A 13996-nucleotide genomic window follows, 5' to 3' on the forward strand; every position below is an offset into this window, starting at 1 on the left:
TTGCGATGCTTCCCCTCGGCCCTGCGGGCCTGGGGAGACCCCATGCACCGGACGACGCTCCTCGACGGGCAGACATTGCCGGTCGCGGCACTAGGCCCCGGACCGCCCCGCTCTCGGGGTGCCGCCGCGCCCGGACGCGGCGACCTCGCTGCCGGGCCTCCGGCCCGCGCCGCGCCCGCGCTCCCGGTCTCACCCTCCTGACCTGCGGGTTTCTTCTTTCTAGAAAAACTTCCAGCCAGGTGTGACGTTTTTCGGCTGAACGACGCAGTAGTAAGTGAGCCGACTGGTCATCGGCCGTGCCAGAGCCGGGGTTCCCCCCGTACCTACGGCTCGGCGCACACAGGCGCGGGCGGGGCACGTTCCCCCGGTCCCGCCCGCGCCTCCTCACTCGCCCTGGGTCACCAGTGGACGACGACCTTGTCGCCGACCTTCACCTGGTCGAAGACCGACGCGAGCTTGCTCTTGTCCCGGACGTTGACGCAGCCGTGCGAGGCGCCGTTGTAGCCGCGGGCTGCGAAGTCCGCGGAGTAGTGCACCGCCTGGCCGCCGCTGAAGAACATCGCGTACGGCATCGGCGTGTGATAGATCGTCGACTCCCACTTCTTGGCCTTCCAGCCCACGCTGAACGTTCCTTCACGGGTCGGCGTGTTCTCCGAGCCGAAACGCACGTCCATCGCCGCGACGACCCTGCCGTCGATCATCCAGGCGAGCGTCCTGCTCTCCTTGCTGATGCACAGCACCCGGCCCGTCATGCAGCGCGCGTCGGGCTTGTCCAGTGTGTTCGTCGTCGGCGGATGCAGCTCGGCCGCGGTCGGCCGGCTGGTCATGGCGGTGAGCGCCTGCCAGGTGACCTCGTCGACCGTGCCGGTCCTGGGCAGCCCTCGCTTCGACTGGAAGCTGCTGACCGCCTTCGACGTCATCGACCCGTAGAACGCGGTGGGGCTGCGGTGGAAGTAGCCGATCTGCCGGAGCCGTGCCTGCAATTCGCGGACCTGCTCGTTCTCCGTCCCCTCCGCCATCAGCACCTTCGGCGGCTTCGAGGGGCTGGGCTTCGCCGTGGCCGGGGAGGCGCTCGGCTTGTCGTCCGTCACCGGAGTGGCCTCGGAGCCAGGGGCCTTGGAGGACGCGCCCGAGGCGGCCGGTGACGCGGCGGCCCCGCTGCCCGTCGCCTGAGCGGTGCAGCCGGTGACCAGGGCCACGGCCACGGCGGCCATGAGCGATCTGTGCAAGACGGACGTACGGTGCATAGGTGCCCCCCGGGCGGTCGTGTGTGAGTAGGGATGCTTCCCGGGAGCGCTTGGTTGCGAACGGTGGAGCATCCTGTGAGGAAGGTCCCGGCGTGCGGTGCTCCATCGGCCGCACGGCCGCCGGTACAGTCCGTCGCGAGGGTCATTACTGGGAAGTAACTTCAGCAGCAGCTCCAGCGGGAGGCACAGCATATGGCGCGCGAGTCGGAGTCGGGACTGCCCATCGAGCCGGTTTACGGACCGGGGTCCCTGAAGGGGTGGGAACCGGCCGAGAAGCTGGGGGAGCCCGGCGCATACCCCTTTACGCGCGGTGTCTATCCGTCCATGTACACGGGCCGTCCCTGGACCATGCGTCAGTACGCCGGCTTCGGTACCGCCGTCGAGTCCAACGCCCGCTACAGGCAGCTCATCGCCAACGGCACGATGGGCCTGTCCGTCGCCTTCGACCTGCCGACCCAGATGGGCCACGACTCGGACGCCCCGATCTCGCACGGCGAGGTCGGCAAGGTCGGTGTCGCCATCGACTCGATCGACGACATGCGGGTGCTGTTCGGCGGGATCCCGCTGGACAAGGTCTCCACGTCGATGACGATCAACGCCCCCGCCGCGCTGCTGCTGCTCCTCTACCAACTCGTCGGCGAGGAACAGGGCGTCCCGGCGGACAAGCTGACCGGCACCATCCAGAACGACGTGCTCAAGGAGTACATCGCCCGCGGCACCTACATCTTCCCGCCCAAGCCCTCGCTGCGGCTGATCGCCGACATCTTCAAGTACTGCAAGGCCGAGATCCCGAAGTGGAACACGATCTCGATCTCCGGCTATCACATGGCGGAGGCCGGGGCCTCGCCCGCGCAGGAGATCGCATTCACCCTTGCGGACGGTATCGAGTACGTCCGAACGGCCGTGGCGGCGGGGATGGACGTGGATGACTTCGCGCCCCGGCTGTCCTTCTTCTTCGTCGCGCGTACGACGATCCTGGAGGAGGTTGCGAAGTTCCGTGCAGCGCGCCGGATCTGGGCGCGCGTGATGCGGGACGAGTTCGGCGCCAAGAACCCCAAGTCGCTGATGCTGCGCTTCCACACCCAGACCGCCGGCGTGCAGCTCACCGCCCAGCAGCCCGAGGTGAACCTGGTCCGCGTCGCCGTCCAGGGCCTCGCGGCCGTCCTCGGCGGCACCCAGTCGCTGCACACCAACTCCTTCGACGAGGCCATCGCGCTGCCGACCGACAAGTCGGCCCGGCTCGCCCTGCGCACCCAGCAGGTCCTCGCCTACGAGACCGACGTCACCGCGACCGTCGACCCGTTCGCCGGCTCGTACGTCGTCGAGAACATGACGGACGGCGTGGAGGCCGCGGCGCTGGAGCTGATGGCGAAGGTGGAGGAGCTGGGCGGAGCGGTCAACGCCATCGAGCGCGGCTTCCAGAAGGACGAGATCGAGCGCAACGCGTACCGCATCGCGCAGGAGACGGACAGCGGCGAGCGTGTCGTCGTCGGTGTGAACCGCTTCACCCTCGACGAGGAGGAGCCGTACGAGCCGCTCCGCGTCGACCCCGCGATCGAGGCGCAGCAGGCCGATCGGCTGACGAAGCTGCGTGCGGAGCGCGACGGGGCGGCCGTCGAAACGGCGCTCGCCGAGCTGAAGAAGGCCGCCGGGGGCGCGGACAACGTGCTCTACCCGATGAAGGAGGCGCTGCGGGCGCGGGCCACCGTCGGCGAGGTGTGCAACGCGCTGCGCGAGGTGTGGGGGACGTACGTCCCGGGCGGCGCGTTCTGAGCGCGCGCCGGTGGGTGGATACCCGTACGAGTGATCATGGGAGGAATGCGCGCGGCGGGGGATACGCTCGTGGAGAGTGCTTCCCGAAAGGAGGGTGCCGTGGCTGTGATGATGCACGAGACGTCGCTTGCTGATGCTGCCGATCGCCTCTGGGACGAGTTGCCCGGGCACCGGGTGGAGATCCTCAACGGGAGCATTGTTGTGACACCGCCGCCGGATGGGGCGCACCAGGAGACGCTGTCGTGGCTCATCGAGGAGTTCTACCGAGCCGGTGCGCGAAAGGCGGGTGTCAAGTACCTGCAGGGCATCGGCCTGTGGCTGCCCACAGGACCGGATGACTACGCGGTACCCGATCTGTCACTCGTCGACGTCGACTACAAGGACGCGCTCGTCGAGAAGAACTGCTACGCGCCGCACGTCTTCCGCCTGGTCCTGGAAGTGACGTCCACCAATTGGTCGAATGACGTGATCATCAAGGTGGAGACCTACGCCAGAGCCGAGATTCCGGTGTACGTGGTCGTGGACCGCAAGCACGACCGGGTCCTGGTGCACACCGACCCGGACGGCGACGAGTACCGCGTCTGCGCGACGTACAAACGCGGCATGTCCGTTCCCTTGCCCGACTCGGTCGGCGTCGCGCTGAAGGTGTCCGCCGACCGGCTGCTCGACGGCGACGACTAGGGCGTGTTTCAGAAGTCCCGCCTGCCCCGCGACGCCTGGCACGCACACTCGCGGTGTTGTCGGAGTCGCCCAAGTACGTCCAGTACGAGGGCGATCTCCCCCAGCTACCGCTGGGAGGTGCCCCCACCGCCTTGCGATTGCACGCACCAGACGCCGCGAGGCCCGCCCTTCGGGCGGACGGCGCTACTTCTGAAACACGCCCTAACCCGTGACCTTCGCGAGGTAGTCGCCGAGCCCCGCCCCTTGCTCGCCCGCCCAGCCGACGTAGCCGTCGGGGCGGATGAGGAAGAGGCCCTTGCCGTACGCCTCGTACGGCTCGGTCCGGTGGATGTGCACCGGGCCGGGCAGCGGCGGAAGCTCCGCGTCCGTACCCACCGCGAGCAGCGTGAAGTGCGGCCCGCGGAAGACGTCGAAGAGCCGGGAGCCGTCCGCGAGGAGGCCGTCCGGGGCGCGGTCGCCCGCCGTGAGCGCGCCCGCGGAGCCGGTGGCGAGCGGGCCGCCGCGGTAGCCGAGCCCGAGCTGACGCGTGGTGCTGCCGCGCTTCGCCTCGCCCCGGTGGATGCGGGTGGACAGGCCGAGCATGTCCGCCGCGATGGGCCTGCGCTCCTCCTCGTAGGTGTCGAGCAGTGCGGTCGGTGCACCCTCGCGCAGCACCTGGCCGAGCTTCCAGCCCAGGTTGTAGGCGTCCTGGATGCTGGTGTTGAGGCCCTGGCCGCCGGCGGGGGAGTGGACGTGGGCGGCGTCTCCGGCCAGGAAGATCCGGCCGTCGCGGAACCGCTCGGCGAGGGCCGCGCGCGGACGGAAGTCCGAGGCCCAGCGCACTTCGGTGACCTGGTCCGCCGTCAGATGGGTGCGCTCGGCGACCAGGGCGCGTACCGACTCCGCATCGGTGTCCGGTGTGCCCGTGACGAACTGCGCGACGAGCTGGAAGTCCTCGGTGCCGGGCAGCGGGCAGATCGCCGTGTAGCCGCCCTCCCCGCCGAACATGTGCCAGTTGTCCCGGTCGAGATCCGGGATGCGGACGTCCGTTACCAGCATCGGCGAGGGGTCGACGCTCTCGCCGTCCATGCCGATGCCGAGGACCGCGCGCACCGTGCTGCGACCGCCGTCCGCGGCGACGGCGTACCGCGCGCGGACGACCGTGCCGGACCGCAGCCGCGCCGTGACTCCGTCGACGTCCTGCGCGATCCCGATGACCTCCTGGCCGAAGGCCACATCGCCGCCGAGCTCGCGGAGCCGGGCGAGCAGGATCTCCTGGGTGCGCCACTGCGGCAGCAGCCACGGCTCCCCGTACGGCTCGGCGTCCGTCGGCTCGGCCCGGTCGAACATGTCGTGCTCCTCCAGGCGCTCGCCGTCCTTCCAGAGCAGGCCCAGCGGCGCCCGTCCGCCCGCCGCGAGGACCGGGCCGACGACACCGAGATCGTCGAAGACCTCCATCGTGCGGGGCTGGAGCCCCTTGCCCCGTGAGCCGGGGAACAGGCCGTCCGCCTTCTCGACGACGAGCGCGCCGACGCCGCGGCGGGCGAGGTCGACGGCGAGGGCGAGGCCAGTGGGGCCGGCGCCGACGATGAGGACGTCCATTTCCTTAACGCTGTTAAGTTCCATGTCGGGAGAGTGCCCTTAACGGCGTTAAACTGTCAAGGTGGGACCAACGAAGATCGACCGCGCGAGGGTCGCGGACACGGCGCTCCGACTGCTGAACGAGGTGGGTCTGGAAGGGCTGACGCTGCGCGCCATCGCCAACGAGCTGGACGTCAAGGCGCCAGCCCTGTACTGGCACTTCAAGGACAAACAGGCGCTGCTCGACGAGATGGCGACGGAGATGCTCAGGCGGATGTCCGCCGAGCTGACCGAGTCGCTGTCGGGGGACTGGCGCGAGAGCCTCACCTCGGCGATGCGCGGATTGCGCGCGCATCTGCTGCGCTACCGCGACGGAGCGAAGGTCTACAGCGGCACGCACTTCACCGACACAAGTTATGTGGCGCCCATGGAGGCGCATCTGCGGGCCCTGACCGAGGCGGGCTTCACGCCGGCGGCGGCCGCGCGGGCGTGGTTCACCGCGTACAGCTACACGATCGGCCATGTGATCGAGGAGCAGGCGATGGGCCCGGGGCCGGTCAATGGGCCCGAGGGCTATGACCTGGAGGCCCGGGCCGAACGTCTGGCCGGCCATCCGCTCGCCGTGGACGCCGGTTTCGAGATCTTCGCCCACCGCGACGAGGGCTTCGAGACGGGCCTGGCGGCGGTGGTGGCGGGGATCGGAGCGGTGTTTCTTCCGTAGGTCCTGTCAGGGCGGTCTTGTCGGGGCCGCGACGCTCCCCCAGGGCTTCGCCTGGGTGGAGGTGCCCCCGGTGGAGCCAGGGGGAGTACCCCCAGCTACGGCACTTTGCTGCGTTGTCGGAGGCGCCCGAGTGCGCCGGTACGAGGCGCATTCCCCCAGCTGCCGCTGGGAGGCGCCCCCACCGCCTTGCGATGCGTCCCCTCGGCCCTCCGGGCCTGGACGAGTAGGTCCTGACTCCCGTCGTCCGCCCGGAGCGCGGAGCAGGCGGGAGACAGGACCCACTCGTCCAGGGGGACCCCAGGCATCCGACGCCGCGGCCTGTTGGCGTCGAGGAGATCGCGGAGCGGGGTCCGGGGGCGGAGCCCCGGTTGCCTCAGCCCAGCGCCGCGCGCTTCAGTCGCCGCACGCGACGCGCGACCCGGCGGACCGTCGCGTTGCGGGGCACCGGGACGCCCCCCGGCAGGCCCAGCACCGTCAGACGGCGGCGCTTGAAGTAGCGCCAGGTGCCCGGCGAGAGGTGGGCCGCCAGATACGTCTCCGCCGGCTTGCGGAGATCCGCGCGGATCTTCGGCTGCATCGCGAAGCCGACCGCCCGGACGAGCCCCTGGAGCTCGTCGTCCACGGCGCGCGGCGCCCCCGACGCCCGGGCCTCCAGATCCGGCACCAGCGCGTCGACGATCGTGAGCGGTACCCGGTTGCTGTTCTGGTACGGGGTGAGCCGGTCGAGCAGCGGCTCGGTGCCGATCCTCGCCACCGGGATGCCGTAGAACGTGCTCGCCGTCAGCAGCGCCGTCGAGAAACAGCCCACCACCAGCGCGGGCTTGACCTCCTGGTACAGCACCTCGGCCAGCAACGGCTGCTCCAGCACGGTCAGTTCCGCACCCAGCCGCACCGCCTCCTGCTCCAGCGCCCGCGACCAGGCCGCCGGGGCCACCGGATGCGGTTTGAAGACGAGGCGCCGGTGGCCGAGCGCGACCGCGCCCCGCACCATCCGCAGGTGCAGCGTCTCCTCCTCCTCGGCGGTGAGGATGTCCAGCGCCGCGAGGTACTGCCCGAGCAACAGTGCCGCAGGCGCGCCGACGGCGGACCCGTTCGAGCCGCCGGGTACGGGCAACTCGCCCGTACCCTCGGCCAGTTCCTCGACGACCTTGGTGAACGCCTCCGCGGGCACCAGCCGCGGCTTCGCCCCGAACTCCGCCAGCAGCAGCGGCTCCAGTCCGGGCACCAGATCCAGATGCAGCAGCCTGCGCACCCGCTCGCCGACCAGCGGGTCGATCTTGTTCCGCGTCGGGCCGTAGCTCATCAGCCCGTCCGCGTACACATCGAGCCGCGCGTCCGGGAACAGCTGGGCGACCGCCAGTGCCGGGCTGACCTGGATGGACTCCACAGCCAGCTCGATCCGGTCGTCGCCGAGACCCCACAGCGTCCGCAGATGCCGCTCCAGCATCGGGACATCGTCCGGCCGCGGTGTCCAGCCGCTCGGGTGGAGCGGGTCGATCGCCTCGTTCCAGGACAGCACGCCGTCGAACCGTCCGCGAAGCTGCTCGAAGCCCGGCATCTCGTCGAGCGCGGGCGTCGTCTCCGGTACCGCCGCGTTGTTGCTGACCAGCAGCAGCCGTCGGTCCGCCGGCTCGAAGCAGCCACTGTCGAGCGCCGCGGCCAGCGTGGTCGCGCCGTACAGGGTGGAAGCGAAGAAGATCTGAGTCGTACGCATCAGGCCGCCGCCCCCGTCGCGCCGGAGCCGGCCGGTGCCACCATGGTCCGGCGGCGCAGCCTGCGCAGCCGGGACGCCCGCTCGGCGTCCATCGAGCCGAGCGCGTCCTTCAGAATGTCCTGCGGCATCCGCCGCAGCGCCGCCGCACTCAGCGAACGCAATTTCCGGGCCACGGCGGGTTCGTACCTCTCAGCTGATCCCAAGTGATGGGAAATAAGGGCACAGTATGTTCGGACGGCTTTTGGCAACAGTCGGTCGGAATCCGGGTCCTTTGCCGTTTCTTCGATCACCTGGTCGAAAGCCCTGATGAAATCGAGCTGCCGGATGTCGCCGATCTGTGTCAGCGACGCGGCGACACCGCGCCGGTAGAAGATCCCGAGCAGGCTCACCGCGGCGAAGGACTCCGCCCCGCGGTGCAGCCGCCAGATCCACGGCCGGTCCTCGGCCGTCCGCAGCCCGTCCGTGAAGTGCAGCAGGCCCTGGTCGAGGAGCTTGCGCCGGTAGATGCCGGCCCAGGCCATCGGATAGTCGACGGAGGTGGTGCGGTCGGCCGGCAGGATCGCGTCACGCGGCCGCAGCACCTCGCCCCGGCGGCCCACCGGCACCCGGAAGACCTTGCGGTCGCGGGCCGTGCACTGGACATGGTCGGTGCGGACGAAGTCGCAGCCCAGGTCCTCGATGGCGGAGAGCAGCCGCTCGTAGTGGCCGGGCGCCAGCCAGTCGTCGCCGTCGAGGAAGGTGAGGTACTCGCCGCGGGCCGCGTCCAGCCCGGTGTTCCGGGCGGTGGCCAGCCCGGCGTTCTGTTCGTGTCTGATCAGCACCGCGCCCGGAAGTTCGCGTTCCGCGCGCTCCAGGATCCCCGGCGTCCCGTCGGTCGAGCAGTCGTCGACGAGCAGGAATTCGAAGTCCTCACGGGCGTTCGCGCGCAGACTCCTGAGAGTGTCGGGTGCATATGACTGCACGTTGTAGAACGGCACGATGACGGAGAGCTTGACCACCCGTCGGACACTAAGCGCGAGCCCGGCATTCATTCTGGCCGCGGGAGGGACAGCGGGTGAACAGGGTGCGGCGGATTTGTTAACCGGTCCGATCCATAGGCTTTATCTCGATTCGTCGACCCGCTGTTAACCATTTGTTGCTGTCCAGTTGGGCCGCCAAACCGAATGCCTTTCTAACGTCCTCGGCGTGCCATCAAGTACCAGCCAGTCGCTGCGCGTCGCCGTGCTCGCCGACTCCGACACCCGATGGAAATGGGGTGCGCTCACCGCGCGCCGGATAGCCGCGGAGGAGGCACCGGACGGCCCGGCCGAACACGCCGTGCTGACGGGCTTTCTGCTGCGGGGCCGGGCGACGCCCACCGCGCGCCAGCTCGCCGAGGTCGGGGTCGCAGCCGACTCCCTGCGCGAAGTCACCGGCGCCGAGTTCCTGCGCGCGATACGCGACGAGGGGTACGACATGGTCGTCCTCGCCCTCGTCGGCGGCGCCGTGCAGGCGATGCTGCACGGACTGGCCGCCCTGCGGTTGCCGCGCAGGCCCGTGCTGGTCACCGGCTATGTCGGCGTCGTCTACGAGAAGCTCGCCGACGGACTGCTGCTGCGCCACGGGGCGGACATCGTCCTCGCCAACTCCCGCCACGACGCGGACCGTTTCCGTGCGGTGTACGAGGGTGTGGGCGCCGATGCCTCCTCGGTCACCGAGGCGGCACTGCCCTTCCTCGGCGGCGCACCGTACGAGCGGCAGGAGGGGCGGGACACGGTCGTCTTCGCCGTCCAGCCGTCCGTACCGGAGAGCCGCGCCGACCGCACGTATCTGCTGCGGCGGCTCGTCGAGCACGCCCGGCTCCACCCCTCCCGCGAGGTCCTGCTCAAGCTGCGCTCCAAGCCCGGCGAGCACACCACGCACCTGGAGGAACTGCCCTACCAGAAGCTCGCCGACAAGCTCCCCGGCGGACTTCCGCCCAACTTCAGCCTCGTGTACGGGCACATGGGAGAGGTCCTCGACCGCACCGACCTGCTGGTCACCGTCTCCTCCACGGCTGCGCTCGAGTCCCTCCACCGGCGCATCCCCACCGCGGTCCTCACCGACCTCGGGGTGCGCGAAGCACTCGGCAACCACCACTTCCTCGGCTCCGGACTGCTCACCTCCTGGGACCACCTCGACGGCGGCCACCGGCCGCAGCCGGACGAGGACTGGCTGGCCCGGCAGGGCGTCGCCGCGGACGGGGCGTACGAGACGGCCTTCGACGAGGCACGCAAGCGGGTCGCGGAGCTGCTGCGGCAGCCGGACCTCCCGCCCCTCAGCCCCTACTACACCCCCGCCACCGCGCCCGGCTATCTGCCGGGCATCCTCGCCCGCCACCACCTCGCCGCGGACGGCACCCCGCTGCCCGGCGCGGCCCCGGCGAAGGAACTCACCGGCGTGCGCCGCATGGTGCGCGACACGGTGCGGGGGGCGGCGCGCGGCGCGTACCGCCACGGCGTGCAGCGCGTCGCCCCTGTCATCCGCCGCATGGGCGAACTGTGAACCCCCTGAAGGCACCGAAGGAGCCCCACCCCATGACCACCGTCCTCGCCGTGATCCCCGCCAGGGGCGGCTCCAAGGGCGTGCCCGGCAAGAACCTCGCCGCGGTCGGCGGTATCCCGCTCGTCGCCCGCGCCGTCCGGGCCTGCACGGGCGCCCGCCTGGTCACGCACGTGGTGGTCTCCACCGACGACGCGGCGATCGCGGACGCGGCCCGCGCTGCGGGAGCCGCCGTCGGCGCAGCCGACAGAGTGCAGTGTGTGCAGCGGCCGGCGGCCATCGCCGGCGACACCGCGACCAGTGAGTCCGCCGTGCTCCACGCGATGGACGTCCACGAGGCGATCCACGGCCGCCCGGTCGACGTGGTCCTCCTCGTCCAGTGCACCAGCCCCTTCATCACCAGCGACGACATCGACGGGGTCGCCTCCGCGGTCGTGGAGGACGGCGCGGACACGGCGGTGACCGTCGCCCCCTTCCACGCCTTCGTCTGGCGCCGCACCCCCGCCGCGCTGCCCGTCGGGGTCCCGGCCCAGCCGCATCCGGCGGAGCAGGCCGCCGCGGCCCCCGTCGAGGACGGCCAGGGCGTCAACCACGACAAGTCGTACCGCCCCCGCCGCCAGGACCGGCCCGAGGACTTCGTCGAGACCGGTGCCGCGTACGCGATGGAGGCCGGCGGCTTCCGTACGCACGGACACCGCTTCTTCGGGCGGACCGCGCTCGTCGAGACCGACCCCGCACGGGTCCTGGAGATCGACGATCCGCACGATCTCGCCCGGGCCCGCGCGCTCGCGCCGCTGCTCGACCCTTTCCGGCCGGTCGGGCCGGATCAGGGAGCGGGGTCTGGTGCGTGCAGCTGCAAGGCGGAGGAGGCTGTGACATCAGCGGCTGACGCCGCGGGCGACGCGGTGGGGGTACCTCCCGTGCCCGAAGGGCTACGGGGGAGTCGGCGACCGACGACTGGGGGCACCTCCCGGGCCCACAGGGCCCAGGGGGAGCAGCAGATGTGCGTGCCAGGGCACGCGAGCCCGGCAGGATCGGCCGGACAGGGGCGAGACCCGGCGCCCGTACCCACCAGGGAGGACGTCGACGCCGTCGTCCTCGACTTCGACGGCACCCAGACCGACGACCGCGTCCTCATCGACGCGGACGGCCGCGAACTGGTCGCCGTCCACCGCGGCGACGGCCTCGGCATCGCGGCGCTGCGCCGCTCCGGGCTGAAGCTGCTGATCCTCTCCACCGAACAGAACCCCGTTGTCGCGGCACGCGCGCGCAAGCTGAACATCCCCGTGCTGCACGGCATCGACCGCAAGGACCTCGCCCTCAAGCAGTGGTGCGAGGAGCACGCGGTCGCGCCCGAGCGGGTCCTCTACGCCGGTAACGACGTCAACGACCTGCCCTGCTTCGGGCTCGTCGGCTGGCCCGTCGCCGTCGCGAGCGCGCACGACTCGGTGCGCGCCGCCGCCCGCGCCGTCACCGCCACACCCGGTGGCGCCGGCGCGATCCGGGAGATCGCCACCTGGCTTCTCGGTCCCACCCTCACCACCCCCGCCCTGTAAGCCGAACCCGTAAGGAACCCCACATGAACTCCCGTCTGCGCACCCTCGGCAGCAAGACCGCGGGCCCCGGCCACCCCGTCTACGTGACCGGCGAGATCGGCATCAACCACAACGGCGACCTGAACAACGCGTTCGCGCTGATCGACGCCGCCGCCGACGCCGGCTGTGACGCGGTCAAGTTCCAGAAGCGCACCCCGGAGATCTGCACCCCGCGCGACCAGTGGGACATCGAGCGTGACACGCCCTGGGGCCGGATGACGTACATCGACTACCGCCACCGCGTGGAGTTCGGCGAGGACGAGTACCTCCAGATCGACGAGCACTGCAAGAAGCGGGGCATCGACTGGTTCGCCTCCCCGTGGGACACCGAGGCCGTCGCCTTCCTGGAGAAGTTCGACGTCCCGGCCCACAAGGTCGCTTCCGCCTCCCTCACGGACGACGAGCTGCTGGGCGCCCTGCGCGCCACCGGCAAGACGGTCATCCTCTCCACCGGTATGTCGACGCCGAAGCAGATCCGGCACGCGGTCGAGGTGCTCGGCAGCGACAACATCCTGCTCTGCCACGCCACGTCGACGTACCCGGCCAAGGCCGAGGAGCTCAACCTTCGCGTCATCAACACCCTGCAGGCCGAGTACCCGAACGTCCCGATCGGCTACTCCGGCCACGAGACCGGCCTGCAGACCACCCTCGCCGCCGTCGCCCTCGGCGCCGCGTTCGTCGAGCGCCACATCACCCTCGACCGCGCCATGTGGGGCTCCGATCAGGCCGCCTCCGTCGAGCCGGGCGGTCTGCAGCGCCTCGTCCGCGACATCCGCACCATCGAGACCGCTCTCGGTGACGGCGTCAAGAAGGTGTACGACTCCGAGCTCGCCCCGATGAAGAAGCTCCGCCGCGTCGCGGGCGTCGTCGCCGAGGCCGGAGCCGAGCAGACCGAGCCGGTCGCGGTCTGACGACCATGGATCTCGCCTTCGTCGAGAGCCCGGTCCAGCTGCTGAACGTCCTGGAGTGGGCACACACCCCCGCGCTGTCCGGTGTCCCGGCGCAGCCGGGACCGGCGTCCACGCGCACCCGGTCGGGGCGTGCCGCCGACCTGACGGTCGTCGTCCTGTCGCCCACCGACCCCATGTCGCGGGGCCAGCTTCGCCGGATGGCAGAGCTGGCCCGCGACGAAGGGTTCGCGGTGCGCTGGCAGGAGGCCCGTGGCGGTGCGGACGCGGTCGTGCGGACGGTGCGTGATCTGGGCCCGGCGCTGCGCCGGGCCGAGCGGATCGTCATAGGCGACCCGTTCTCCCGTTACGTACAGCTCCTGCTGACCCTGGTGCGCACCCGGCAGCTGACGGTGGTCGACGACGGCACCGCGACCATGGAGTTCGTCGCGCAGCTCGCGCGCGGCGAACGGCTGGTCCGCTGGCACCGGCGTGGCCGCCGCGGCCCGCGTGAGCTCGTGCTCGCGCCGGTCTCGGCGGCCGCCCGGCGCCGGCTCACGCCGTCGCGCTCCCGTGAGGTCGAGGTCTTCACCGCGATGCCCGTGGACGCCCCGGAGGGCATCACGGTCACCGCCAACCAGTTCCGCTGGACCCGTTCCCGGTTCGGCCCGCCCCGCATCACCCGGGGCGCCGACCTCGTCGGCACCTCGCTGGTGGAGACGGGGGTGGTCGACCCGGAGCAGTACGTCGAGGCCGTCGGCGCGCTCGCCAGGACGCATGGCGCCACCCGCTACTTCGCCCACCGGCGCGAGACCCCGGACAAGCTCCACCGGCTGGCCGCCGAGACCGGCCTGGAGATCGTCCGTCCCGATCTGCCCCTGGAGCTGATCGCCCGGCGCGGCCCGATCGGGCGTACCGTGCTGAGTTTTCCTTCGACCGTCGTGCACACCCTGCCGCTCGCCCTCGCCGGGACCGGTGTGACGGTCGCGGTCTGCGACATCGCGCCGGAGTGGCTCAAGGACACCGCGTCCCCGCGCGCACAGGGGTTCCTCGCGGGGGTCACCGGCACCGCCAGGGACGTCCACCGGCTGGCGGCTCCCGCCTGACAGGCCGCCCTCCGGGCCTGTTCGGTGGACGTAGGGCCTGTCGTCCGGATCTTGCCGGGCTCGCGTGCCCTGGCGCGCGCATCTGCTGCGTTGTCGTCGGTCGCCGACGCTCCGCGTCGACTTCCTCCTCCGCCTTGCAGCTGCACGCGCCAGACCCCGCTCCCTGATCCGGCCTGATCCAAACGACAGGCC

11 protein-coding genes are annotated in these 13996 nt (G+C 71.0%); 7 read left to right on the plus strand and 4 right to left on the minus strand.

Annotated features, from left to right (window positions below; all coding sequences use genetic code 11):
* Nucleotides 1-398 precede the first annotated feature (398 nt).
* Nucleotides 399-1214 (minus strand): L,D-transpeptidase family protein, encoded by an 816-nt coding sequence (locus ACZ6ZQ_RS34220; protein ID WP_469772412.1) that lies wholly within the window; start codon nt 1212-1214, stop codon nt 399-401.
* A 225-nt stretch (nt 1215-1439) separates the two neighbouring features.
* Here ACZ6ZQ_RS34220 and ACZ6ZQ_RS34225 point away from each other — a divergent pair, with 225 nt between their 5' ends.
* Both ACZ6ZQ_RS34225 and ACZ6ZQ_RS34230 read left to right on the plus strand, forming a co-directional pair.
* The gene (locus tag ACZ6ZQ_RS34225) at nt 1440-3020 is read left to right on the plus strand and encodes an acyl-CoA mutase large subunit family protein (RefSeq protein WP_469772413.1); all 1581 of its coding nucleotides are present in this window, start codon (nt 1440-1442) and stop codon (nt 3018-3020) included.
* A 108-nt stretch (nt 3021-3128) separates the two neighbouring features.
* Entirely contained in the window at nt 3129-3701 is a 573-nt protein-coding gene (locus ACZ6ZQ_RS34230; RefSeq protein ID WP_469772445.1) for a Uma2 family endonuclease, read from the plus strand.
* Between the two features lie 201 nt (nt 3702-3902).
* On the opposite strand, the gene ACZ6ZQ_RS34235 is transcribed toward ACZ6ZQ_RS34230, so the two are convergent.
* Entirely contained in the window at nt 3903-5306 is a 1404-nt protein-coding gene (locus ACZ6ZQ_RS34235; protein ID WP_469772414.1) for an FAD-dependent oxidoreductase, read from the minus strand.
* Between the two features lie 37 nt (nt 5307-5343).
* On the opposite strand from ACZ6ZQ_RS34235, the gene ACZ6ZQ_RS34240 reads away from it, so the two are divergent.
* Complete coding sequence (locus tag ACZ6ZQ_RS34240) at nt 5344-5982, plus strand: TetR/AcrR family transcriptional regulator C-terminal domain-containing protein (RefSeq protein ID WP_469772415.1); 639 nt, start codon at nt 5344-5346, stop codon at nt 5980-5982.
* A 373-nt stretch (nt 5983-6355) separates the two neighbouring features.
* Here ACZ6ZQ_RS34240 and ACZ6ZQ_RS34245 read toward each other — a convergent pair whose 3' ends face one another.
* Together ACZ6ZQ_RS34245 and ACZ6ZQ_RS34250 are read right to left on the minus strand one after the other, a co-directional pair.
* On the minus strand, nt 6356-7696 hold the full coding sequence (locus tag ACZ6ZQ_RS34245; RefSeq protein ID WP_469772416.1) for an alpha-2,8-polysialyltransferase family protein: 1341 nt from the start codon (nt 7694-7696) through the stop codon (nt 6356-6358).
* Nucleotides 7696-8694 carry a glycosyltransferase family 2 protein gene (locus ACZ6ZQ_RS34250; RefSeq protein WP_469772417.1) on the minus strand — a complete coding sequence of 333 codons (999 nt, stop codon included), beginning with the start codon at nt 8692-8694 and terminating at the stop codon, nt 7696-7698. The genes ACZ6ZQ_RS34245 and ACZ6ZQ_RS34250 overlap by 1 nt, the downstream gene beginning before the upstream one ends.
* Before the next feature lie 187 nt (nt 8695-8881).
* Here ACZ6ZQ_RS34250 and ACZ6ZQ_RS34255 point away from each other — a divergent pair, with 187 nt between their 5' ends.
* The 4 genes from ACZ6ZQ_RS34255 to ACZ6ZQ_RS34270 are packed head-to-tail and all read left to right on the plus strand — an operon-like array spanning nt 8882 to nt 13804.
* Nucleotides 8882-10219, plus strand: coding sequence for a DUF6716 putative glycosyltransferase (locus ACZ6ZQ_RS34255; protein WP_469772418.1), 1338 nt, complete (start codon nt 8882-8884; stop codon nt 10217-10219).
* A 32-nt stretch (nt 10220-10251) separates the two neighbouring features.
* On the plus strand, nt 10252-11772 hold the full coding sequence (locus tag ACZ6ZQ_RS34260; protein ID WP_469772419.1) for a cytidylyltransferase domain-containing protein: 1521 nt from the start codon (nt 10252-10254) through the stop codon (nt 11770-11772).
* 23 nt (nt 11773-11795) lie between these two features.
* On the plus strand, nt 11796-12722 hold the full coding sequence (locus ACZ6ZQ_RS34265) for an N-acetylneuraminate synthase family protein (RefSeq protein ID WP_469772420.1): 927 nt from the start codon (nt 11796-11798) through the stop codon (nt 12720-12722).
* Between the two features lie 5 nt (nt 12723-12727).
* Nucleotides 12728-13804, plus strand: coding sequence for a hypothetical protein (locus ACZ6ZQ_RS34270; protein WP_469772421.1), 1077 nt, complete (start codon nt 12728-12730; stop codon nt 13802-13804).
* The last annotated feature ends 192 nt before the right edge of the window (nt 13805-13996 follow it).

It is taken from the genome of Streptomyces sp. NPDC053673 (genome assembly GCF_055585225.1).

Excerpts from the sequence above, each read along its gene's own strand:
- ACZ6ZQ_RS34220 (WP_469772412.1), bottom strand. The coding sequence starts at position 1,214 with ATGGCCGCCGTGGCCGTGGCCCTGGTCACCGGCTGCACCGCTCAGGCG.
- ACZ6ZQ_RS34225 (WP_469772413.1), top strand. The coding sequence starts at position 1,440 with ATGGCGCGCGAGTCGGAGTCGGGACTGCCCATCGAGCCGGTTTACGGA.
- ACZ6ZQ_RS34230 (WP_469772445.1), top strand. The coding sequence starts at position 3,129 with ATGATGCACGAGACGTCGCTTGCTGATGCTGCCGATCGCCTCTGGGAC.
- ACZ6ZQ_RS34235 (WP_469772414.1), bottom strand. The coding sequence starts at position 5,306 with ATGGAACTTAACAGCGTTAAGGAAATGGACGTCCTCATCGTCGGCGCC.
- ACZ6ZQ_RS34245 (WP_469772416.1), bottom strand. The coding sequence starts at position 7,696 with ATGCGTACGACTCAGATCTTCTTCGCTTCCACCCTGTACGGCGCGACC.
- ACZ6ZQ_RS34260 (WP_469772419.1), top strand. The coding sequence starts at position 10,252 with ATGACCACCGTCCTCGCCGTGATCCCCGCCAGGGGCGGCTCCAAGGGC.
- ACZ6ZQ_RS34265 (WP_469772420.1), top strand. The coding sequence starts at position 11,796 with ATGAACTCCCGTCTGCGCACCCTCGGCAGCAAGACCGCGGGCCCCGGC.
- ACZ6ZQ_RS34270 (WP_469772421.1), top strand. The coding sequence starts at position 12,728 with ATGGATCTCGCCTTCGTCGAGAGCCCGGTCCAGCTGCTGAACGTCCTG.